The organism is Streptomyces neyagawaensis (assembly GCF_023516595.1).
GTDB classification, from domain to species: domain Bacteria; phylum Actinomycetota; class Actinomycetes; order Streptomycetales; family Streptomycetaceae; genus Streptomyces; species Streptomyces neyagawaensis.
Genome location: NZ_JAMGBG010000132.1, coordinates 1 through 23,300 on the forward strand (window position 1 = coordinate 1; position 23,300 = coordinate 23,300).

Here is a 23,300-nt window from a genome sequence, read left to right on the forward strand (position 1 = left end):
CCCGACCGAACCGGCCGGAGACGGGGTATCAACATATCTGGCGTTGATTTTTGGCACGCTGTTGAGTTCTCAAGGAACGGACGCTTCCTTTGTACTCACCCGAGCTGTTCTCGGGCTTTCCTCCGGGCGCTTCCCTTCGGTCTTGCGTTTCCGACTCTATCAGATCGTTTTCCGATCCGATTTCCTCGGTGCTTTCCAGGTTTCCGCTTTCGCGTTTCCCTTTCCGGCGCTTCCGACTCTATCAGATCCTTTCGGGCCTGATTCCCAGTCAGCGGGAGTTGCCTTCACGGCTGTTGGGCCGTTCCGACGTCCCAAACCTTAGCGGATCTGCTCGGCAGTTCCCAATCGGGCCCGTCGAACCCAAATCGAATTGAATTCGGGCACACCGAATTCACCCCGGCTGGGAGATCGCACTGGTTGGTTTGGGTGCCGCTACTGCGGCGGAGGTGCTGTCGCAGAACCGTTACGGCTCCGTGGCAACCCGAAGAACTCTACGGATCCGCGGGTGGACTGTCAAGCATCCCCTCGATGGCCCGTGGTCAAACCTTGGGCGCCCCTCAAGCGTACGGCTCAGTCGAGGTCGGTGAGCCGACCGCCGGCGTCCGGCTGGGCATCCTCGACGCGGCGCAGGAGCCGGGTCAGGACCTCGCCGAGGACGGTGCGCTCCAGAGGGGAGAGGTCCTGAAGGAGGTCCTCCTCGAAGACCGAGGCGAGGCGCATGGCCTCCAGCCACTTCTCCCGGCCGTCGGGGGTCAGCTCCACGATGACGCGGACCCGGTTGGTCTCGTCGCGCTCCCTGGTCACCAGGCCCTCGGTGACCATGCGGTCGATCCGGTGGGTCATGGCGGCCGGGGTGAGACCGAGCCGCTTCGCGAGGTCGCTCGGGCCCATGCGGTACGGGGCACCGGAGAGGACGAGGGCCTTCAGGACCTCCCACTCCGCGTTGCTGATGCCGAGGGCGGCGGTCTGGCGGCCGTAGGCGACGTTCATCCGGCGGTTGAGGCGGGAGAGCGCCGAGACGATCTTCTCGACCTGGGGGTCGAGGCCCTGGAACTCGCGCTGGTACGCGGCGATCTGCTCTTCGAGTGGCGGCTCGGCGGTGCCGTTGCTGCCCGGGGTGTCACCCATGGCCGCAGTATGGCACGCCGTCGCTTGGCATCGAAGTCCTTCGAGGTGTAGTGTTTAGCTTCTAAGTTTTAGCTTCGAAGTCTTCACCTCTAATGCTTGGTGGGGGCTTCTTCTACCTAGGCAGGTGAACGTGACCAGGGGGATGGGCGCAGCGATGCGTCGGATTCATGTGGGCAACGCGCTCGGCGCGTTCGGACTCGGCTTCACCGTCCCGTATCTGTACGTCTATGTGGCGCAGGTGCGGGACCTCGGTGCGACGACGGCGGGGCTCGTGCTCGCGATCTTCGCCGTGGCCGCGCTCGTGGTGCTGCCGTTCGCCGGACGGGCCATAGTCAGGCGCGGTCCGCTTCCGGTGCTGCTCGCCGCCCTGGTCACCGCTGCCGTCGGGTCGATGAGCCTCGGGCTGGCCGCCGATGCGACGAGCGTGCTGCTGTCCGCGGCCGCGCTCGGGGCCGGGCAGGCCGTGATGCAGCCGGCGCTGGCGACGATGATCGTCGACTGCTCCGGTGCGGAGACGCGGTCACGGGCCTTCGCGACGCAGTTCTTCCTCCAGAACCTGGGGCTCGGTGTCGGCGGGCTCATAGGCGGGCATCTCGTGGACCCGTCGCGCTCGGGATCCTTCACCTTGCTGTTCTCCATACAGGCGGCGATGTTCCTGCTGCTCGTCGCTGTGATGGCGACCGTGCGGATGCCTCGGGCGGCGAAGGGCACGGAGGGGCCGGGGGCGACCGGGTCCAGGGCGACGAGGTCTGCCAAGGAGAGCTGGAAGCAGTTGCTCGGCAATCGGGCCATGGTGCAGCTGAGTGTGCTGGGGTTCGTGCTGTTCTTCGCCTGCTACGGACAGTTCGAGTCGGGGCTCAGTGCGTACGGGGTCGAGGCGGCCGGGATTTCGACGTCCGCGCTCGGTACGGCGTTGGCGGCGAACACCGCGGTGATCGTGGTGGCGCAGTTCGTCGTGCTGCGGTTCGTGGAGCGGCGTCGGCGGTCTCGGGTGATCGCGGCTGTCGGACTGATCTGGGCCGTGGCGTGGGGTGTCGCCGGGGTCGCGGGGCTCGGGCAGGTGAGCCAGACGATGGCCACGGCGGCGTTCGTGTCCACGTACGCGCTGTTCGGACTGGGTGAGGCGATGCTGTCGCCGACGGTGGCTCCGCTGGTGGCGGATCTGGCGCCGGAGGGGATGGCGGGGCAGTACAACTCCGCGTTCGCGCTGGTGAAGCAGTTGGCGTTGGCTGTGGGGCCGGCGGTGGGTGGGCCCATGGGGGCGTCGTGGCATGCGGCGTATGTGGTGGTGTTCCTGTTGTTCTCGTTGGGGATCGTGGTGCTTGCGGTTCGGTTGGGGCGGGTGCTTACGGGGGTGCAGGATCTGCCCGGGGCTGGGAAGAGTCGGGTGGTTGCTCGGGGTGGGGCGGGGGCCGAGTCCGCGGTGGCTCGGGCCTGAGTTTTCTCGCCCCCGCCGCCCCTACCCGTCCCATCCAGCAGGGGCTGCCGCCCCTTCTACCCCGCTTTCGGCGCCTTCCAGCTCGGGGGTACGCGGTTCGTCGGCGGGTGCGGGTTCGTCGTGGTTTCTCGCGCAGTTCCCCGCGCCCCTGAAGGGAACGGGCCTGCGGCCCGCCCCTTCATGAAACCCGCACCCGCCAACGCAGCCCCCGGCCCCACCCCTACGGCGTAGCCCGCGGTAGGGCGAACTCGCACCACACCGCCTTGCCGCCTCCTGGGGTGCGGCGGCTGCCCCAGTTGGAGGCGATCGTGGCGATGATGGAGATGCCTCGGCCGGACTCGTCGCCGGGTTCGGCTCGGCGGCGGCGTGGGAGGTGGTCGTTGCCGTCGGTGACCTCGACGATCAGGCGGCGGTCGGTGCGGCGCAGCCGCAGCCGCATGGGCGGGGTGCCGTGCTGGAGGGAGTTGGCGACGAGTTCGCTGGCGGCGAGGACGCCCAGGTCATGGAGTTCGGGCGGGAACCGCCAGCTGGTCAGGACGCCGGAGGCGAACGCTCTGGCTCGGGGGGCCGCTTCGACGCCGCCGAGGAGTTCCAGGGCGGCGTTGCGGAAGAGGTCGCCGTCGGGGCCGGTGCGGGACGGGTGCTGGAGGACGAGGACGGCGACATCGTCGTCATGGTCGGCGGTGACGCCGGTCGAGCGGACCAGGCGGTCGCAGATCACCTGGGGTGTTCCGGTGGCGCCGGCCAGGGCTCTTTCCAGGGCGGCGATGCCCTCGTCCAGGTCCTCGTTGCGCCGTTCCACCAGGCCGTCCGTGTAGAGGACGGCTGTGGAGCCGGGGCACAGGGGGATCGAGCCGGAGGCGTGCATCCAGCCGCCGGTGCCGAGCGGAGGGCCGATCGGCTCGTCGGCGCGCTGGACGCTGCCGTTCTCGTCTCGGACGAGGATCGGGAGGTGGCCGGCGGAGGCGTAGACCAGGCGGCCCTCGTTGGGGTCGTGGACGGCGTAGGCGCAGGTGGCGATCTGGTTGGCGTCGATCTCCGTGGCGAGGCCGTCCAGGAGCTGGAGCACCTCGTGCGGGGGGAGATCGAGGCGGGCGTAGGCGCGGACGGCGGTACGGAGTTGGCCCATGACGGCCGCGGCGCGTACGCCCCGGCCCATGACGTCGCCGATGACCAGGGCCGTGCGGCCGCCGCCGAGGGTGATGACGTCGTACCAGTCGCCGCCGACGGCGGTCTCGGTGCCGCCGGGGTGGTAGACGGCGGCGATGCGCAGGTCGTCGGGCTCCTCCAGTTCCTGGGGGAGGAGGGAGCGCTGGAGGGTGACGGCGGTTTCGCGCTGGCGGCGTTCGCTGGCGCGGAGGCGTTCGGCGGCCTCGGCGTGGTCGGTGACATCGGCGGCGAAGATCAGGACGCCGCCCTCGCCGCCCGCGCCGGGCTCGGTGCCCGCGGGGACGTCGACCGGCGTGCAGGTGATCGTGTACGAGCGGCCGGAGGGGGCCTTGCGGGACTTGACCGTGCGGGGCTTGGAGCTGCGCAGCACCTGGTCGAGGAGGGGCAGCAGGCCGAGGGCGTCCAACTCCGGGAGGGCCTCGCGGGCCGGTGCGCCGAGGGGGCGTCCGCCGAAGGCCGCGACATAGGCGTCGTTGACGTAGGCGGTGCGGTGGTCGTGGCCGTGGACGAGGGCGACAAGGGCCGGGATGCGGTCGAGGATCTCGCGGGTGGGGAGGTCGTCGACGGCGGGCACGGGCGGGGTGTCGTCCGGTGGGTCGTCGCTCTGCCGTTCGGCGCGGGCCGCGGGCACGGCGCCCTCCCCCCGCCGGTCCGGGGTGACCGTGTGTTCGGTCCGCGCTGCGGCGCGGCGCTGCGTACCGGGGAGCCGGGCGCTCCAGCGCGTGAAGTTCACCGAATCCTTGCCTCGTGCCTCGTGGTGTTGTCTGTGGCCGGCTCCGGTTCCGGCCGGTGCTCCGGGGGTGGCCCCGGTGGTCCCGGGGTGGCCCCGGGGTGCAGCGGTGGGGGACGCCTGGTCGTGCGGGCGTGTGGGTACGTCGGGGTGCTCAGGGGTGTTTCGTGCGGGCTTCGTCGGGTCCTGCTCGGGCAGGGCGGTGACCCCGCCCGAGATCATGGATCATGTCGCGGGCCAGTCTGTCCGACCGGGCCGACATCCGTCAGACGTCGGCCTGAACGGTGGAGTTCCTGGATCCGGTCAGGACGACCCCTTCGGGTTCTCAGGAGCCTTTCCACCGGCAGCCAGTTCGAACTCCGCACGGGGATGTTCAAGTGATCCGAGGGAGACGATCTCTCGTTTGAAGAGGCCGGCGAGGGTCCATTCGGCGAGGACCCGGGCCTTGCGGTTGAAGGTCGGCACCCGGCTGAGGTGGTAGACGCGGTGCATGAACCAGGCGGGGTAACCCTTCAGCTTCCGGCCGTAGACGTGCGCCACGCCCTTGTGCAGTCCCAGGGAGGCTACGGAGCCCACGTACTTGTGGGCGTACGCCTCCAGCGGCTGGCCGCGCAGCGAGCGGACGATGTTGTCGCCGAGCGTCCTGGCCTGGCGCACGGCGTGCTGGGCGTTGGGTGCGGTCTCCTTGCCCGGTTCGCTCGCGGTGATGTCGGGGACGGCGGCCGCGTCGCCGGCGGCCCACGCGTGCGAGACGCCCTCCACGGACAGCTCGGGGGTGCACTTCAGACGCCCGCGCTCGTTCAGCGGGAGGTCGGTGGCGGCGAGGATCGGGTGCGGCCTGACGCCGGCGGTCCAGACGACCGTGCGGGTCGGGAAGCGGGCGCCGTCGCTGAGGACGGCGACGCGGTCGGCGCAGGACTCGAGGCGGGTGTGGAGGCGTACGTCGATGTTGCGGCGGCGCAGTTCGGTGACCGTGTAGCGGCCCATCTCCTCGCCGACCTCGGGGAGGATGCGGTCCGAGGCCTCCACGAGGATCCACTTCATGTCCTCGGGCTTGACGTTGTGGTAGTACCGCGCGGTGTAGCGGGCCATGTCCTCCAGTTCACCGAGCGCCTCCACGCCGGCGTAGCCGCCGCCCACGAAGACGAAGGTCAGGGCTGCGTCGCGGATCGCGGGGTCGCGGGTGGAGGAGGCGATGTCCATCTGCTCGATGACGTGGTTGCGCAGGCCGATGGCCTCCTCGACGGTCTTGAAGCCGATACCGAAGTCGGCGAGACCGGGGACGGGCAGGGTGCGCGAGATCGAGCCGGGCGCGAGGACCAGCTCGTCGTACGACAGCTGCTCGGCGGTCGAACCCTCCTCCGCGGTGGCGAGGGTGGTGAGGGTCGCGACGCGCTTGGCGTGGTTGATCTCGGTGGCCTCGCCGATGACGACCTTGCACTGGTTCAGGACGCGACGCAGCGGGACGACGACATGGCGGGGCGAGATGGAGCCCGCCGCGGCCTCCGGAAGGAAGGGTTGATACGTCATATATGGGTCGGGGGACACTACGACGATCTCGATGTCGCCGCTACTCAGTTCCCGCTTCAGCTGACGCTGCAGACGCAGCGCGGTGTACAGCCCGACGTAACCGCCGCCGACGATGAGGATGCGCATCCGTTCCTTCACCATCCCATGACGCACCTCTCTCGCTGGTTTGTCCACAGCCCCGGCAATTTGTGTGACCGGTCGCCCTGTGGGCGCGGGGTTGGCCGATTCACCGGCGTGAGCGGCAGGTGCGCAGGTCAGATGGTGTGAGCCGGGTGGCAGCGGGGGGCGCAAACGGTACCTAAACCGCCCGTACTCCGATCGTGGGGCGCACCGTGCGGAACGTGCCCCTTCTGAATTGACTCCCTCTCAACTATGTTCGTGTGTCGACGGGGTGCATGGGGGATGCGTTCAAGGGATTCGGCCGAGTTCAGGCTCGGAACCGTGGAGGACCACGAACGCTCGTCCCGCCACTCCGGCTTCCGATGACGGGGAGAGTCTCCGGGGGGAGACGTCATTACCGGGGGAACACATATGCATATTCAGGACTCTCATTGGTCGTCCGCCTCAGCTCTCGCGCCCAGCGGCGCGATCGGCACGGCGGGCGGCAACGGGCGCGGGGACGGGTCGAGGTCGACGCCGCTCCGTGTGGACGCACAGCGCAACCTCGAGCACGTGCTGCGCGCGGCGCGCGAGGTCTTCGGCGAGCTGGGGTACGGCGCGCCGATGGAGGATGTCGCCCGCCGTGCGCGGGTCGGTGTGGGCACGGTGTACCGGCGCTTCCCGAGCAAGGATGTCCTGGTCCGGCGCATAGCCGAGGAGGAGACGTCCCGGCTCACCGACCAGGCACGGGTAGCGCTCGGGCAGGAGGAGGACCCGTGGTCGGCGCTGTCGCGCTTCCTGCGGACGTCGGTGGCCTCCGGTGCCGGGCGGCTGCTGCCGCCGCAGGTACTGCGGGTCGGGGTCGCGGAGGACGGGACCGAGGTCGGGGTCGGCGGGATCGCCGACGAGCACCGGGTGCCGCAGCAGCGGGTCCAGCCGACGGCCGAGCTGCGGCTGGTGTCGTCGGACGCTTCGCCGGCGCCGCTGGGTGCCGGGCCGGCCGACGACGCCGGGGCCTCGGCGCTGCTGGAGGTCGTGGGGCAGCTGGTGGAGCGGGCCCGGGCGGCGGGTGAGCTGCGGGAGGACGTGACCGTGGCCGACGTGCTGCTCGTGATCGCCACGGCGGCACCGTCCCTGCCGGACGCGGCACAGCAGGCCGCGGCTTCGGCCCGGCTGTTGGACATCCTGCTGGAGGGGCTCCGGTCCCGGCCGGCTTGAGGGTGGGGGTAGCGCGCCGCAGAAAGTGCGCCACCTCGTAGGGCGGTGTGGGGCTCGCGCCCCCGCCGCCCTTTCCCGTTCCCGCCGCGCTTTCCCGTGGCCGCTCCCTTTCCCGTGGCCGCAGCCTCTTCCTGTTGGCGCTCTCGCTCTCGTCACCAGAGGTCGGCCACTCGTACGGGTGAACTCGTGCACGGAGGGCTGGGGAGACGCTCGGACGGGTGATATGCCCTTGAGGCCCGGGGCTGAACAAAAGCCAATATGGCAGGGTGACTCGGGGTTCGGGACTGTGTCGGCTGGCGGCGGGGGCTTCCGCGATGGGTGTGGACGGGCGGGACGAGTCGCCGGGTGCGGGCGGGGGATCTCCGGAGGCGCGGGCGGATCGGCGGGAGGCGTCTCAGGGGCCCGGCCAGGGCGGGCGTGGTGAGGTTCCGGCCCAGTGGGACCGGTCCGACTCGGGGGTGCTGCCGCCGCCCCGGGAAGGGGACGCCGTCCGGGCGCGGTCCGACGCCGACCTCATCGAGCGGATGCGGGCGGGCCGGGACTCGGCGTACGAGGAGCTGTACCGGCGCCATGCCGAAGCCGTGCGCCGCTACGCGCGCACCTGCTGCCGGGACGCCCACACCGCCGACGACCTGACCGCCGAGGTCTTCGCCCGCATGCTCCAGGCGGTACGCGGCGGTTCCGGGCCGGAGCACGCCGTACGGGCGTATCTGCTCACCTCGGTGCGGCGGGTCGCCGCGAGCTGGACGACCTCCGCACGGCGCGAGCATCTGGTCGACGACTTCGCGGTGTTCGCGGCGCAGGCGGCGCGCGGCGCGAAGGCGTCGGACAGCGACACGCTCGACCTCGGCGCGGACGTCCGGGCGATGCACGAGGCCGAGCAGTCGATGGCGATGCGGGCGTTCCGGTCGCTGCCGGAGCGCTGGCAGGCCGTGCTGTGGCACACCGAGGTCGAGGACGAGTCGCCGAGCGAGGTGGCGGTGCTCTTCGGGCTGGACGCCAACGGGACCCGGGTGCTGGCCAGCCGGGCCCGGGAAGGGCTCAAGCAGGCGTACCTCCAGGCCCATGTGAGCGCCTCCCTGGCCGGCAACTCCGCGGAGTGCGGGCGCTATGCGGACCGGCTCGGCGCGTACGCCCGCGGCACCCTGCGGACCCGCGCCGAGCGGGGTCTGCGCAAGCACCTGGAGGAGTGCGCCGCGTGCCAGGTGGCCGCCGGGCAGATCAAGGAAGTCGCCGGCGGGATCCCCGCGGTCGTACCGGTCGCGGTCGTCGGGTGGTTCGGTGCCGCCGGGTACGCCAAGGCCGCCGCGATCGTCGCCGGGGGCGCGGGCGCCGGTGCGACCGGAGTCGCGGGCGCGGCATCGGCGTCGGGCGGGGGCTCCGGCGGAGCGGGGGCCGGCGGTGGGGCCGCGGTGGAAGGGTTCGGCGCGCCCGCGAAGGCCGGTATCGCGGTGAGCGTCGCCGGGATGGTCGCCGCGGCGGTGGCGATCGCCCTGGCGGGCCACGAGGCCAAGGACAAGGAGCCGCTCGCCGAACCGCCCCCCACCCAGGCCGCCGAGTCCTCGCCCGAGCCGCCGCGCTCGAAGCCGCCGGCGGAGCAGCCCGCGCCCGGAGCGCCCCCGGCCATGGCACCCCTGGCCAAGGCGTCCCCGGCACCCACGCCGACCCCGAGGCCGTCCGGGGCGCCCGCGCCGCCCGCGAAGGCGTCGCCCACCCCGGCTCCCACCCCCACGCCGACCCCGACCCCGTCGAAGCCGTCGGCCACGCCGCCTCCCCCGCCCACTCCCGCGCCCGCTCCCCCGGCCGTCTACCCGTGGAACGAACTGCGGTACGGGCTCACCGGCGACGGCACCGAGCCCGAGATGCGGCTCGGCGAGAGCAGCTGGGTCTGGCAGCGCTACGGGATCTCGGTCGCGCAGAAGCGGTACGCGCACGGGGTGACCGTCCACGGCCGCTCCTCCGTCACCGTCGACCTCAACCGCCGGTGCGCCTCGTACGACGCGCTCGTCGGCATCGACGACATGACGCTCGGCCACGGCAAGGTGTACTTCTCCGTCTACGGCGACGGGGTGCGGCTGTGGAAGTCGGGGCTGGTCGAGGGCGGGGACGCGGCGGTTCCGGTCCGGGTGGACATCGCCGGACGCCGGACGGTCCGGCTGGTCGTCGAACCGCACAGCCACTTCGACGGGACGACCATGGCGGACTGGGCGGAGTCGCGGTTCAGCTGCGAGTAGGAGCGGAAAGCGCAAGGCTCAGAACGCGGGAGCTCAGAACGTAGGGGCTCAGAACGCGGGAGCTCAGAGCGCTTCGAGGGACTCGCTCAGGTCGGCGAGCGCCATGAGCGGGGTGTAGGTCCGGCCCCGGTCGGCCTCGGCGTCGTGGCGGGGGCCGCCGAGGGCGGTGAGCGCGGCGGTCCGGGTCCGTTCGTGCTCGTCGTGGTCCGGGAGGGCGCAGGGGTGGTCGCCGCGCCAGCGGTTCGCGGCGGCGAGGAGGCGTACGGCGCGGGCGTGGTCGCCCAGGCGGGACAGTACGGTCGCCGCGCTGTCGGCCAGGGCCGCGATCACCGTCTCCGCGCAGCGGTTGTCCACCGCGGTGCGCAGGGCCCCGGTCAGCCTGCGCAGTCCGGCCGCCGGACCCGACTCGGCGGTCGTCACCAGCCCGTCGATCAGGTCGAGGAACGCCTTGAACTGCGGCGGAGGCGTGCCACGACGGGTCTCCTCGTGGGCCGACCGCCACAGCGCGCGGGCCTGGACGTGATCGCCGTCGTCCAGTGCCATATGGGCGCGCAGGAGACTGACGAACGCGCGGGAGTCCGGGACGCCGAAGCGGTCGGCGGCCGCCGTGGCCTCGTCCAGTGCGGCCAGGGCCGCCTCGCGGTCACCGGAGCGGTAGGCGATCTCGCCCAGGCGGGCGATCAGGAACGGTGACTCGGCGTTCGCGCCGACCTCGTACGCGAGGTGCAGCGCCTCCTCGTACGCGCCCTTCGCCTCGCTGAAGCGACCGCGGGCCATCGCGGCCTCGCCCGCCGCGCTGCGCACCTGGGCGCGCATCCAGCGGTCGCCCACGCGGTCGGCCAGGGCGCGGAGTTCGGTGAGGTCGTCCTCGACGCCGAGCATGTTGCCGGAGGAGTCGACGAGCATGTGGGTGCGGAGCATGAGCGTGAAGCCGAGTTCCCAGTCGCCGCCGTGCTCGCGGCAGTTGGCGACCGCCTCGTCCATCATGGCGCGGATGTCGACCGTGGCGGTGCCGTCCAGCATGTACGCGGTGAGGGGCCAGACCAGGCCGGGGAAGCGGGCGGCGGCCGGGCCGGTGTGGCCGGACAGCGCCCTGAGGCGGCTGATGTAGGCGCGGGCCTGGGGGTCGTTCGGCACGCCGATGGGGCCGGATTCCGCGACCAGGGCGAGGTGGAGGAGCCGGAGGGCCATGCGGGGGTGGTGCCGGGGGTGCCGGGTGGGGGCCGGGTCGGTGAGGAAGGCGGCGACGGGGTCGACCGCCTCGACTTCGAGAGCTGCGGGGACTTCGGAGGCTGCGGGGGCTGCGGGGACTTCGGAGGCTTCGACAGCATTCGGGGCTTCGACAGCTTCGAGGGCGGGGGCCCTTTCGTCCAGGGTGGCACCCAGGCGGAGGATGCCGTCCACCCACTGGGCGCCCTCCTGGCGGAAGTTGCGGAGCCACCAGAACCAGCCCATGGAGAGGGCGATGTGGGTGGCGGTGGGTTCGTCGGCGGTGGTGAGGGCGCGGTGGAGGGCGGCCCGGATGTTGTCCAGGTCGGTCTCCAGGCGGTGGATCCAGGGGAGTTGCTCGGCCGAGCGCAGCCGGGGCTCGGCCTCGGCCAGGAGGCCGCGGACCCAGGCGGTGTGGCGGAGTTCGGCGGCGGTCCGGAGCGCGGGGGTCTCGGCGGCACGTTCCGTGGCGTACTCGTGGATCGTCTCCAGCATGCGGTAGCGCATCACGCGGGGGTCGTGCTCGTACGGCGTGGCGACGACCAGGGACTTGTCGACCAGCGCGCCGAGGAGGTCGGCCGCCGCGGCGCCGCTCACGCAGACCTCCTCCGCCGCCCCGAGGTCCCAGCCGCCGGCGAACACCGACACCTCGCGCAGCATCGTGCGCTCGGCCTCGTCCAGCAGGTCCCAGGACCAGTCGACGACGGCCCGCAGGGTCTGCTGGCGCGGCAGGGCCGTACGGCTTCCCGAGGTGAGGAGGCGGAAGCGGTCGTCCAGGCGGTCGGCTATCTGACGGGGGGTGAGCAGGCGCAGCCGGGCGGCCGCCAGCTCGATGGCCAGGGGGAGGCCGTCCAGGCGGTGGCAGATCTCGTCCACGGCCTCCGGGTCGGCCCGCAGCACGGTGTCCGCGTCGGGGCGCGCGGAGGCGGCCCGGTCCGTGAACAAGTGGTGGGCGGGGGCCGGGAGGAGGGGCTCGACCGGGCGTACGGTCTCGCCCGGTACGCCCAGGGGTTCCCGGCTGGTGGCGAGGATCGTCAGGCCGGGGCAGTGGGTGAGGAGGGTCTCCGCCAGGTCCGCCGCGGCCTCGATCACGTGCTCGCAGTTGTCGAGGAGCAGGAGCAGGTCGCGCTGGGCGCAGTGCTCCACCAGGAGGGCGAGCGGGTCGCCCTGCGCCACCGCCGGCTCATGGGTGATCAAGGCCGTCTCACGCAGCCCGAGGGCGCTGACCACCGCGCCCGGCACCGCCTCCGGCCGGTCGAGCGGGGCGAGTTCCGCCAGCCAGGCCCGGGGGTGGCCGGTGGCGGCCTCCTCGGCGAGGCGGGTCTTCCCGGAGCCGCCGGGTCCGGTGAGGGTGACGAGGCGGGTCCCGCGCAGGTCGGAGCGGATGGCGTCCAGTTCACGCTCCCGGCCCACGAAGGAGGTCAGACGGGGGCGGAGATTGCCGGAGCGGGGGTGTGGGGCCGAGGGGTCCGGGGTCGCGAGGTACGGGGCCGACGAGTCCGGGGGCCCGAGGTACGGGGATGGGGGCGGCGGCGCGAGCTGGGGAGCCGTGGGCCGCGGAACCGTGGGGTGCCCGGCGCCGGGGTGGCCGCCCGTGGGGCCGGGGCTCGGGGAGGAGCCTGGGCGGGAGCCGTTCGACGAGGGGCGGCCCGCCTCCGGGGCGAGCAGGAGCGCGTGCAGGGCGCGCAGGTCCCGGCCGGGGTCCGTGCCCAGGGTGTCCCGCAGCGCCCGGCGTACGGCCTCGTAGGCCGCCAGGGCCTCCGCCGTGCGGCCCGCCTCGTGCAGGGCGCGGATCAACAGAGCGTGCAGGGGCTCGTCGTAGGGATGCGTTCCGGTGAGTTCCCGGAGTTCCGGTACCAGGTCGGGGGCGCGGCCGAGGCGGAGGTCCGCCTCGATGCGGGTGCGGGTCGCCTCCGCGCGCAGGGCCTCGGGGCGGGCGGCGGCGGTGCGGTCGGGGAGGTCCGCCAGGGCCGGGCCGCGCCAGAGGGACAGGGCTTCGCGGAGGGTGGCGGCGGCGGTGGCCGGGTCGTCCTGGGCGAGGGCCGCCTTGGCATCCGTCAGGAGATGCTCGAAGGCGAAGAGGTCGACGGTGGCGGGTTCGGTGGCCAGGCGGTAGGCGCCCGGTTCCGAGGTGATCGTGTGCCGGCCGAGGGCTCGGCGCAGGCGGGCGACGAGGGCTTGGAGGGCGGCGGGGGCGTCCTCCGGCGGGCCGGCCGACCAGATGTCGTCGACGAGCGTGGCCACGGGGACGGGACGGTCGGCGCGGAGCGCCAGGGCGGTGAGGAGTGCGCGGAGCCGGGGGCCGCCGAGCGGGACGGGGGTGCCCTCGTCGTTCTCGGCACGGGCCGACCCCAGGATCGCGTAGCGCACGGGATCATTGTCGCCGGGGCGAGCGAGGGCGGGGGAGAGTTTCTCGGCCCCCACCGCCCCTCACCCGCCTTCACCGTCACCGACCGAGTCAGCGCACCCTCACCGACCGCGTCAGCGCACCGTCACCGTGTCGCCGTACGCCGTCGCCCCGCTCGTCGTGGACGTCGAGGTGGACTTCCAGCGCCAGGTGCCGGACGCGGAGGCGGTGACCGTGGCGCGGAGCTTGCCGCCGGCGTCGGAGGTGACCGTCTTGACCGTGGTGTACGTGGCGGTGCCGGACCTCTTGAACTGGAGGGCCACGGACCGGCCGGCGTGGGCGGCGTAGGCGTTGGTGTTCCAGTCGGCCCGGGTCAGCGCGCCGGTGACGGTGAGCTTGGCGCCCTTGGCCACGGGCTCGGGGCCCGCCTGGGTGGTGGCGAGCCTGGCGAGGCGCTTCACCTGGATCTTGGCGCTGGTCTCCAGGTCGTAGAAGTCGCTGTCCTTGGCGACGGCCTCGGCGGTGAAGCGCCAGGTGCCGGCCGAGCTGTTCTTGAGGTCGTAGTAGTCGCTGCGGTCGGGGTCGAGGGTGAACCGGAACACGCACTTCATGGTGGTGGAGGTCGGGCGTGTGCAGTCGGCGGCGTAGGCGTGGATGATCCGGTCGTCGGAGCTGATCAACTTGGCGCCGAGGATGCCCTGCATGCCCGACCCGTCCTTGGCGGTGGCCGCGACGTTGACCGTCTGGGCCGTACCGACGCCCACGTTGAAGGTCTTCTTGTTGAAGGCCACCGAGGTGAAGACCGTGTCGCCCTTCGCGGTGTCCGCGTGGGCGGCGGCGGGGACGAGCAGCGAGAGCAGCACCGAGGTGCCAAGGGTGGCGGCCGCGGCCGTACGTGTACGCATGGTTCTCCAGGCACAAGAGCTACGGGCACCTCGTGCGTGCCCTGCGTCGGGGGGCGCGTACGTGCACGTGAGGGGCCAGGGAGCCGGACGTCTGTCCGATCGCGAGGGGAGACCGTCGACGGGCCCCGTTGGTTGTACCCGCCCGGACTCCGAGATTCCGCTACGCCGCCCCTGCCGTTCCCCTCCGGGCACGCACTCACCTACACCTGCCGGACCGCCGTTACGCCTGCCGGGCCGTCGCCCCCCGCGCCCAGGGCGCCCCGTTGGGGGGTGATCCCGGCGGGCACGGCGCGCTGTCTGGCCGGGGTGCCCGTCCAGCAGGTGCCCCGGCGGGAGAGGAGGCGGCGCAGCCAGAGTTCCAGTGAGACGAGGTCGGCGAGGCCGTCCAGGGGCAGGGGCTCGCCGGCGGCGGCCGCGCGGAGCGCCTTGCGGACGACGCGCGCCTCCACCAGGCCGGCCTGCGCGAGGAGGGGGGTGTCGAAGAGGCCGATCAGTGTGTCGGCGGCGACGCGCAGGCCGGTGCGGGCCGCGGCAGCGGACGTGGCGTGGGAGGGGGCGCCCCAGCCGGGCGGGAGGTCGGTGACCCCGGCGCCCTCCAGGACCGTACGGAGGATGGCGGCGCGGGCGCCGGGCTGGACGCGCAGGGCCTCGGGGAGGGCCCGGCAGGCGCGGACGACCTGGTTGTCGAGGAACGGGGTGTGCAGGCGCTGGGAGCGGATCTCGGCGGCCTGTTCGAGGACGCGCAGGTCGGCGGCGTGGCGGGCCAGGGCGGCGCGGGCCCGGAAGTCACCGGGGCGCTGGCCCGGACCGACGCTGGGGCGGCCCGACACGACGCCCAGGCGAATCGATACTTCTGCCAGGGCCTCGCCCGTCAGCCAACGGGCGGCGGGCCCGGGTCTCGCCCAGGTCAGCGCGGCGAGCGAGGCTCCGACGGCACCACCGGGCTCCTCGAAGCGGCGCCGCATCAGACGGTCGGCCAGGACCTCGACACCCGCGCGGTACGGGGTTCGGGCCAGTTTCCGCGCGGCACCGTACACGCGTGCGGGGACCATCACCGAGCCGTCCGCCTTGGCGAGGGCGGCGACCGGCCGGACGAGGTGGCGGCGCTTGCGGTCCATCAGCAGGTCGGCCAGGCGGGCGGGGTGGGCGTCCAGGACCTGGCGGGCGCCGTAGCCGGTGAAGTGGTCGGCGCTGCCGGCGGCGAGCCGGGCGCGGTGGCGGGCCGCCAAGACGAGGGAGGGGCCCGGTTCGTCGGTCAGCGGGACGTCGAGGTCCGCGTACGGGAGGACGTCCTCGCCGCCGGTCACGACGACGTGGTGGAGGCGGGGGTTGGCGGCCAGGGTGCCCGCGCGTTCCAGTTCGGCCTCGCGGCCCGAGGTCGCCAGGTCGTTGAAGGTGACGGCGAGGAGGCGTTCGCCGGCGCCCGTGCCATGGCCGAGGACCGTGCCGGGGGCGCCCGGCAGGCCGGCGGCGAGGAGGGCCAGCGTGCCCGAGGCGGGGCCGCCGGAGAGGTCGGCGCCGATGCCGGGGACCGGCATCCCGCGGGCGGCGCGGCGCTCCGCGGGGCCCATTCCGGGCACGGGACCCGGATCGACGTCGGGCACGTGGCGCGGAGCAGACAGCCGGGTGCGTACTGCTTCTACGAGAGCGTCCCTCACCGCGTCCACCGCGCTGTCCGGGTCGGCGGTGGGTGCGGCGACGGCCAGCGACGCGACGGGCTCGTAGCCGGCGATCTCGCGCGCCCCGGCGCGCAGGATAAGCGCATGCCCCGGGGGAATGCGGCGCACGCCGTCGTACGGGGTGGAGTCATGGAGGGCGTCCGGTACGTCGGGGGCGGCGAGCAGGGCCGCGAGGTGCCCGAAGTCCAGGTCGGCCTCGACGAGATCGGCCAGCGGCAGGGCGGCCGTCGCGTACGCGGTGCCGCCGGCCCAGGGCGTGTAGAAGACGGGGCGCGCGCCGGCGAGGTCACCGCAGACGGTGACCCGGCGGCCGACCTGGACGACGGCCGTGTAACTGCCGGGCCAGGCGGTGAGATGGCGCAGGGCACCGCCGCGGGCGGCGAACAGGCCCACACGCAGCTGCTCGTCGGTGGCCCCGCAGATACCGAGGATCGCGATCCTGGTCTGGGCGTCGGCCTGCACGACACGCACCTCGTCGGGGCGCCAGTCGCCGACGGCCCACAGCGGATCGGGGTCGCCCCACAGCGGGTGGGAGCCGACCGGGTGCACCGCCTCGCCGTCCGGGCCGGTGGCCCCGGCGGAGCCGAGGGCGTGCGAGCCAGCGGCGGTACTGCTCCATCCCACCAACCACCGCATCGACGCCTCCACAGGCTGTGGACAACCAGTGCACCGTACGAACGGCACCCATGCTGCCACGAAGGAGGCTCGATGGAGGGCGTGCGGAGCTGCTTGCGCACCGGTAAGTGCGCCCCTGGGGAGACTTGAGCGCTCCCCCGTCACTCTGGCGAACGGCCCCGGAAGCGGGACGGTCGACAAAGGCGGACCCCGGGTCTACGACGCGAATGCGCCCCCGATACGCTCCCCCAAAACTCCTAACGCGCCCTCAAGAGACGTGGTCGGAGGGGTATTGGCCCTCCGCACCCACCGTCGATTTTCGGCCAAATCGGGATCGTGGGACAGAACTCACACACCCTCCGTACCGACCCCGATGGCGACTCAGTGTCAACGAACAGTCCGGGAGGCGGAGTTCACCTCCCGGACCGGTCCGCCGCCCGCGGGGATGGAGGCGGCGGTGTCCCCCAGCCCACTGGATCCAGTACAGCGGGCCGACCCACGCACGACCATGGAACCGCTCCCCCGCTGGCCGGAGTAGAGCGCACGGACAGGCGCACGGCCACACAGCGGGGGCACGCGGCAACAGTCCGTACTCTGTCCGTACTTTCGTACGGACCACATTCCCGCCATCCGGATTTAGGCCCCTTAACGCTTGGGATGCGGCGAACTACGCTGGGTTTACGAATGCCGCGTGCCTATGCCGCCGCGGCAGCCGTCTGTTCGAGGGGTGGCGCATGTCCAGGGAGCAACGCGGGCCGAACGAAAAGCTCGGCGCCGTTCTCGCCCTCGCGGGAATCAGCAACGCAGGACTCGCGCGTCGCGTCAACGATCTTGGCGCTCAACGCGGGTTGACGCTTCGCTACGACAAGACGTCGGTGGCGCGGTGGGTCTCCAAGGGCATGGTCCCTCAGGGCGCCGCGCCGCACCTCATCGCGGCCGCCATCGGCCAGAAGCTCGGCCGGCCCGTGCCGCTGCACGAGATCGGCCTGGCCGACGCGGATCCCGCGCCCGAGGTGGGCCTCGCCTTCCCCCGTGACGTCGGACAGGCCGTGCGGTCGGCGACCGAGCTGTACCGCCTCGACCTCGCGGGCCGCCGCGCCGGCTCCGGCGGCATCTGGCAGTCCCTCGCCGGATCGTTCGCGGTCAGCGCGTACGCGACGCCCGCCTCACGCTGGCTGATAACCCCGGCCGACAGCTCGGTGGCGCGCGAGGCGAGCTCCGCGGAGGGCTCGGGGTCGCCCCTGAAAGTCGGCCACAGCGATGTGCAGAAGCTGCGCGAGGCCGCCGAGGACGCCCGGCGCTGGGACTCCAAGTACGGAGGCGGGGACTGGCGTTCGTCGATGGTCCCGGAGTGCCTGCGGGTCGAGGCCGCGCCGCTGCTGCTCGGCTCGTACTCCGACGAGGTGGGACGCGCGCTGTTCGGAGCCTCCGCCGAACTCACCCGCCTCGCAGGCTGGATGGCTTTTGACACGGGTCAACAGGAGGCGGCCCAGCGGTACTACATCCAGGCATTACGGCTCGCGCGCGCCGCGGCCGACGTGCCGCTCGGCGGGTATGTGCTGGCCACGATGTCGTTGCAGGCGACCTATCGCGGGTTCGGCGACGAGGGGGTCGACCTCGCGCAGGCCGCGCTGGAGCGCAACCGGGGGCTCGCCACCGCCCGCACCATGAGCTTCTTCCGGCTCGTCGAGGCACGGGCACACGCGCGTGCGGGCGACGCGGTGGCCGCCGGGGCCGCCCTGAAGGCCGCCGAGGGGTGGCTGGAGCGGGCCCGCGACGGCGACAACGACCCGTCCTGGCTCGGCTTCTACGGCTACGACCGGTTCGCCGCCGACGCGGCGGAGTGCTACCGCGACCTCAAGGCACCGCGGCAGGTGCGCCGCTTCACCGAGCAGGCGCTGTCCCGGCCGACGGAGGAGTTCGTCCGCTCACACGGGCTGCGGCTCGTCGTGTCGGCGGTCGCGGAACTGGAGTCCGGCAACCTCGACGCGGCGTGCGAGCAGGGCGTGCGGGCGGTGGAGGTCGCGGGGCGCATCTCCTCGGCCCGCACGACCGAGTACGTGAAGGATCTCCTGCATCGGCTGGAGCCGTACGGGGACGAGCCGCGGGTGATCGAGCTGCGGGAGAGGGCACGGCCGCTGCTGATGACCCCGGCGTAGGCGCTCCGCTAGGGGGCGGGGTACCTGCTGTGTGCCGGGTGCGTGGGGTCTTGCGGGGTTTGTGCGGGTCTTGGTGGTCTTGCGGGTGCCGGTGCGGGTCCGGCTGGGGGCCGCCTGCCCGCCTACTCGTCTGCCGGGTTTGTGTGGTTTTGCGGGTTCGGGTATGTGGGGGGTTTTCGCGCAAGTTCCCCGCGCCCCTTTCGGGGTGGCCGGTGGTCGGACGTGACCGAGGCCATGGAGACGTCTTTCGGGTTTGAGGGCATTGTCAGTGGTGCAGTGCACTATCAGAGTCGGGAGGTGGGGCGCGTGCGGAGGCTGGGCGCTTACGACTGTGATGTGCTCGTGGTCGGCGGCGGGATCGTCGGGCTGTCGACGGCGTACGCGATCACACGTGCCGCGCCGGGGACACGGGTGACCGTCCTGGAGAAGGAACCGGGCCCCGCCCGGCACCAGACCGGGCGCAACAGCGGGGTCATCCACAGCGGGATCTACTACCGCCCCGGATCGATGAAGGCCCGATACGCGGTCAAGGGCGCCGCCGAGATGGTGAAGTTCTGCGCCGAGTACGGCATCCCCCACAAGGTCACCGGGAAGCTGATCGTCGCCACCGAGCGCTCGGAGCTGCCCCGGCTGCACGCCCTGGTGCAGCGCGGCCGGGAGAACGGCATACCGGTCCGGGAACTGGGCCCCGCCCAGATCACCGAGTACGAGCCGGAGGTGCGCGGACTCGCCGCCATACACGTCGGGACCACCGGCATCTGCGACTTCGTGGGCGTCGCCCGGCAGCTCGCCGCGGCCTCGGGCGCGGACATCCGGTACGGGGCCGAGGTCGAGCACATCGACCGGCGGGCCTCGCTCGGCGTGGCCGTACGGATCCGCGGCGGTGACATCGTCCGGGGGCGCGTCCTCGTGAACTGCGCCGGGCTGCACTGCGACGAGGTGGCCCAGCTGACCGGGGACGATCCCGGCATGCGGATCGTGCCGTTCCGGGGGGAGTACTACGAGCTGGCCCGGCCCGAGCTGGTGCGGGGTCTGGTGTATCCGGTGCCCGATCCGGCGTTCCCGTTCCTGGGAGTGCATCTGACCCGGGGCATCGACGGAGGCGTCCACCTCGGGCCCAACGCGGTGCCGGCGCTCGCCCGGGAAGGGTACGGCTGGGGGACCGTACGGGTGCGGGAGCTGGGCGCGACCCTGGCGTGGCCCGGGGCCTGGCGGATAGCGCGACGGCACTGGCGGTACGGCGCCGGGGAGCTACGGCGGTCCGTGTCCAAGCGGGCCTTCACGAAGGCCGTACAGCGGCTGCTGCCCGGGATCTCCGAGGGGGACCTCGTAGCGGCCGCCGCGGGAGTGCGGGCGCAGGCCGTGCTGCGGGACGGGACGCTGGTGGACGACTTCCTGATCCGTGAGGGTGCGCGGGCGGTGCACGTCCTGAACGCGCCGTCGCCTGCCGCGACCGCGTCACTGCCGATCGGGCGTGAGGTCGGGAGGAGAGCGCTGGCGGCGCTGGCCGCGGTGTGACCTCGGTCGCGGATTCGGGACGCTGCGGGTGGGGAGGGCTTGGGGGTCCGTTGTGGCTCGGGCCTTGGGCCTCGGGGCCGGTGCGGCTTGGGTCCCGCTTCGGCTTGCGGTCCGCTGCCACAGAGCGGGGTCCGTTGTGGCTCCGCCTCGGGGCCGGTGCGGCTTGGGTCCCGCTTCGGCTTGCGGTCCGCTGCCAGAAAGGGGCCTCCGCAGCTTGGGCTTCGGGTTCCGCTGCGGGCTGACTGCCGCTTCGGCCTGGGAGCGGCTGCGGCTTGGGGCTCGGGTTCCGTGCGGCTTGCGGTCCGCTTGGGTCCCGCTTCGGCTTGCGGTCCGCTGCCAGAAAGAGGGCCGCCGCGGCTTGGACTTCGGGTTCCGCTGCGGGCTGACTGCCGCTTCGGCCTGGGAGCGGCTGCGGCTTGGGGCTCGGGTTCCGTGCGGCTTGCGGTCCGCTTGGGTCCCGCTTCGGCTTGCGGTCCGCTGCCAGAAAGAGGGCCGCCGCGGCTTGGACTTCGGGTTCCGCTGCGGGCTGACTGCCGCTTCGGCCTGGGAGCGGCTGCGGCTTGGGGCTCGGGTTCCGTGCGGCTTGCGGTCCGCTTGGGTCCCGCTTCGGCTTGCGGTCCGCTGCCAGAAAGAGGGCCGCCGCGGCTTGGACTTCGGGTTCCGCCGTGGATTTACTGCCGCTTCGGCCTGGGAGCGGCTTGGGGCTCGGGTCCCATACGGCTTGGGTCCCGCTTCGTGCGGTCCGTAAAATTGGGCGCACTGTGTCTGAGTCTGCCAATGCCCCCGAGTCCCGCACCTCCGGTGCCTCCCTTCGGCGTACCCGTGCCAAGGGTGAGCCCCGCTTTCCGGACGGGCCCAAGGCCGATCCCGCCGGATCGCATTTCGAGCGGCGGATCAGGAGCTTCCAGCCCCGGCGGAGCCGGGTGACGGCCGGGCAGGCGGACGCCCTCCAGCGGCTGTGGCCCAAGTGGGGGTTCGACATCGACGGGCGGACGCTGGACCTCGTCGAACTGTTCGGCAACGAGAACCCCGTCGTCCTGGAGATCGGCTTCGGGATGGGCGAGGCGACCGCCGAGATGGCCACCGCGGACCCCGGCACCAACGTCCTCGCCGTCGACGTCCACACCCCCGGCCAGGGCAACCTCCTCAATCTCGCCGACCAGAACGGACTGTCCAACGTCCGGGTCGCCAACGGCGACGCGATCATCCTGCTCAGGGAAATGCTCGCCCCCGCCTCGCTGAACGGACTGCGCGTCTACTTCCCCGACCCCTGGCCGAAAAAGCGCCACCACAAGAGGCGGCTGATCCAGCCGGAGTTCCTCACCCTCGTCGCGTCACGGCTCCGCCCCGGCGCGATCGTGCACTGTGCGACGGACTGGGAGCCGTACGCCGAGCAGATGCTGGACGTGCTGACCGCCCACCCCGACTTCGAGAACACCCGGCCCGACGGCGGGTTCGCGCCACGTCCCGGCTTCCGGCCGCTGACCCGTTTCGAGGCCCAGGGACTGGACAAGGGTCATGTGGTGAACGATCTGCTCTTCCGTCGCGTAGATCAGTAGGAACCGCTTCCAACCCCCCATAGGCGCCCGAACAGCCCCACACACACCCCGCGACCGGTCGTACGGTACGACGTCGCGGGCAGCGCCCATCGCTCGTTAGGGTCAACGCAATGGCCACCGGTCCCCTCTACCCGACGCACCCCAGCGGCACCGCCGGGGGAGGTGCGTTCAGGCCCCCGCGCTGGTGGCAGCGGAAGAGCGTCAAGTACGGCTCCCTCATCGCACTGCTCGCGCTGTCCGGGCTCGTCATCCTGGCGCTCGTCCGCGAGCAGACCGGCACCGAGGGGTTCCTCGTCGGGCTGGGGCTCGCGGTGCTGCCCGTCCCGCTGCTCGTGGCCGCGTTCCGGTGGCTGGACCAGGTGGAACCCGGGCCCTGGAAGAACATGCTGTTCGCATTCGCCTGGGGGGCGTGCGCGGCGGCGCTCATCGCGATCGTGGCGAACAGCTTCGCCACCCAATGGATAGCCACGGCCACGGCCGACCCGTCGCACGCCGACACCCTCGGCGCCACCGTCATAGCGCCCGTCGTCGAGGAGACCGCCAAGGCCGCGGCCGTACTGTTGATCTTCCTGTTCCGGCGTCGGAACTTCACGGGCCTCGTCGACGGGGTGGTGATCGCGGGCGTCACGGCGACCGGGTTCGCGTTCACCGAGAACATCCTGTACCTCGGGACCGCGTTCGGAACGGACCAGCTCAGCGGGGGGAGCGGGTTCGCGTCGGTCACCGCCGCGACGTTCTTCGTGCGGGTGATCATGTCGCCGTTCGCGCACCCCCTGTTCACCGTGCTCACCGGCATCGGGTTCGGGATCGCGGCCAGGGCCGGGGAACGGCAGCCCGTGCGGCGGATGCTGGTGCCGGTCGGCGGGCTCCTGCTCGCGATGGGCATGCACGCGGTCTGGAACGGGTCCGCGGCGTTCGGGGAGTACGGGTTCTTCGCGGTCTACGCGGTGTTCATGGTGCCGATGTTCGGGCTGCTGACGTGGTTGTCGATCTGGGTGCGGCAGCGGGAGCTGCGGGCCGTGCGGGAGGAACTGCCGGTGTACGCGGCGGCGGGGTGGCTGACGCCGCCCGAGCCGTTCGTGCTGGGGTCGATGCGGGCCCGGAGGGTGGCGCGGGACTATGCGTCGTACCACTTCGGCAAGGGGGGCGCCCGGGTCGTCGCGGAGTACGAGGCGTACGCGACGTCGCTGGCGTTTCTGCGGCGGCGGGGGCGGTTGGGGCGGGGCGGGGGTGACTTCGTGCTCCGCGAGCGGCAGCTGCTGTTCGAGCTGTGGCGGCGGCGGGAGCTGGCTCGGCCGGCGTTGGCGTATGCGGGGCGGGGGGTGGTGCCGGTGGCTGCGCCGCTGGCGCCGATGCCGATGCCGTCGCCTTGGCCGGGGTATGGGCAGGGGTACGGGTACGGGTACGGGTACGGGTACGGGTACGGGTACGGGCCGGGGCTTGGCTACGGGGCCGGGGCGGTGGCGCCGTACGGGGGGAGTCCGGCGGTTCAGGCTGTGCCGTATCGGCCGTACTGGTCTTAGCGGTCGGCGGGTTGCTTGCGGCTTGTGGGGGCTGGGGCGCCTTCGGATGGGGGGTGGGTCGGGGGCGCGCCGGGGGGTGTCCGTCCTCGGAACGGCGCGGAATCGGGTTCTCGGGAAGCGGGACCCGTTGACGCGCCAACCGCTGCGGGCGGACACCCCCCGACACACCCCCTCACGTCCGTACGCGACCCGCCCGCCGCGGGGGCTTGCGCGCCGCCCCCCTCACATGCGCCCGCTCG

The 23,300-nt window shown here is 72.6% G+C and carries 14 protein-coding genes; 8 read left to right on the top strand and 6 right to left on the bottom strand.

Translation table 11 applies throughout. The annotated features are described in order from the left end of the window. A partial coding sequence (locus tag M8J73_RS36770; protein WP_249829594.1) for a hypothetical protein occupies positions 1–322 on the top strand: 322 nt, incomplete at its 5' end. Between the two features lie 248 nt (positions 323–570). Here the strand turns inward: M8J73_RS36770 and M8J73_RS36775 are convergent. Beyond that, entirely contained in the window at positions 571–1,128 is a 558-nt protein-coding gene (locus tag M8J73_RS36775; RefSeq protein WP_055541647.1) for a MarR family winged helix-turn-helix transcriptional regulator, read from the bottom strand. A gap of 142 nt (positions 1,129–1,270) precedes the next feature. Between M8J73_RS36775 and M8J73_RS36780 the strand changes: the two genes are divergently transcribed. Next, positions 1,271–2,566, top strand: a complete 1,296-nt coding sequence (locus M8J73_RS36780) for an MFS transporter (RefSeq protein WP_249829598.1) — start codon at positions 1,271–1,273, stop codon at positions 2,564–2,566. A 220-nt stretch (positions 2,567–2,786) separates the two neighbouring features. Here the strand turns inward: M8J73_RS36780 and M8J73_RS36785 are convergent, their stop codons facing one another. Further along, positions 2,787–4,469: an ATP-binding SpoIIE family protein phosphatase gene (locus tag M8J73_RS36785; RefSeq protein WP_055536733.1), complete on the bottom strand. Its 1,683-nt coding sequence runs from the start codon at positions 4,467–4,469 to the stop codon at positions 2,787–2,789. A gap of 300 nt (positions 4,470–4,769) precedes the next feature. Further along, positions 4,770–6,137, bottom strand: a complete 1,368-nt coding sequence (locus tag M8J73_RS36790; RefSeq protein WP_055536734.1) for an NAD(P)/FAD-dependent oxidoreductase — start codon at positions 6,135–6,137, stop codon at positions 4,770–4,772. Between the two features lie 390 nt (positions 6,138–6,527). On the opposite strand from M8J73_RS36790, the gene M8J73_RS36795 reads away from it, so the two are divergent. After that, positions 6,528–7,313 carry a TetR/AcrR family transcriptional regulator gene (locus tag M8J73_RS36795; RefSeq protein WP_055536735.1) on the top strand — a complete coding sequence of 262 codons (786 nt, stop codon included), beginning with the start codon at positions 6,528–6,530 and terminating at the stop codon, positions 7,311–7,313. Between the two features lie 314 nt (positions 7,314–7,627). Further along, positions 7,628–9,547, top strand: a complete 1,920-nt coding sequence (locus tag M8J73_RS36800; protein ID WP_249829595.1) for a sigma-70 family RNA polymerase sigma factor — start codon at positions 7,628–7,630, stop codon at positions 9,545–9,547. 63 nt (positions 9,548–9,610) lie between these two features. On the opposite strand, the gene M8J73_RS36805 is transcribed toward M8J73_RS36800, so the two are convergent. From M8J73_RS36805 to M8J73_RS36815, 3 genes are all read right to left on the bottom strand, one after another. Next, entirely contained in the window at positions 9,611–13,126 is a 3,516-nt protein-coding gene (locus tag M8J73_RS36805) for an AfsR/SARP family transcriptional regulator (protein ID WP_249829596.1), read from the bottom strand. Positions 13,127–13,237: 111 nt separating this feature from the next. Then, positions 13,238–14,008: a hypothetical protein gene (locus tag M8J73_RS36810; protein ID WP_055538710.1), complete on the bottom strand. Its 771-nt coding sequence runs from the start codon at positions 14,006–14,008 to the stop codon at positions 13,238–13,240. 200 nt (positions 14,009–14,208) lie between these two features. After that, complete coding sequence (locus M8J73_RS36815; RefSeq protein WP_055538711.1) at positions 14,209–16,323, bottom strand: asparagine synthase-related protein; 2,115 nt, start codon at positions 16,321–16,323, stop codon at positions 14,209–14,211. Between the two features lie 713 nt (positions 16,324–17,036). Between M8J73_RS36815 and M8J73_RS36820 the strand changes: the two genes are divergently transcribed. The 4 genes from M8J73_RS36820 to M8J73_RS36835 all read left to right on the top strand — a co-directional run bounded on the left by M8J73_RS36820 (position 17,037) and on the right by M8J73_RS36835 (position 23,061). Further along, entirely contained in the window at positions 17,037–18,461 is a 1,425-nt protein-coding gene (locus M8J73_RS36820) for an NsdA family TPR-like regulatory protein (protein WP_009320877.1), read from the top strand. A 306-nt stretch (positions 18,462–18,767) separates the two neighbouring features. Next, positions 18,768–19,979 carry an L-2-hydroxyglutarate dehydrogenase gene (gene lhgD, locus M8J73_RS36825; protein WP_055538712.1) on the top strand — a complete coding sequence of 404 codons (1,212 nt, stop codon included), beginning with the start codon at positions 18,768–18,770 and terminating at the stop codon, positions 19,977–19,979. A 761-nt stretch (positions 19,980–20,740) separates the two neighbouring features. Beyond that, positions 20,741–21,538, top strand: a complete 798-nt coding sequence (gene trmB, locus M8J73_RS36830; protein WP_055538713.1) for a tRNA (guanosine(46)-N7)-methyltransferase TrmB — start codon at positions 20,741–20,743, stop codon at positions 21,536–21,538. A gap of 110 nt (positions 21,539–21,648) precedes the next feature. Next, positions 21,649–23,061 carry a PrsW family intramembrane metalloprotease gene (locus M8J73_RS36835; protein WP_249829597.1) on the top strand — a complete coding sequence of 471 codons (1,413 nt, stop codon included), beginning with the start codon at positions 21,649–21,651 and terminating at the stop codon, positions 23,059–23,061. Positions 23,062–23,300 lie beyond the last annotated feature (239 nt).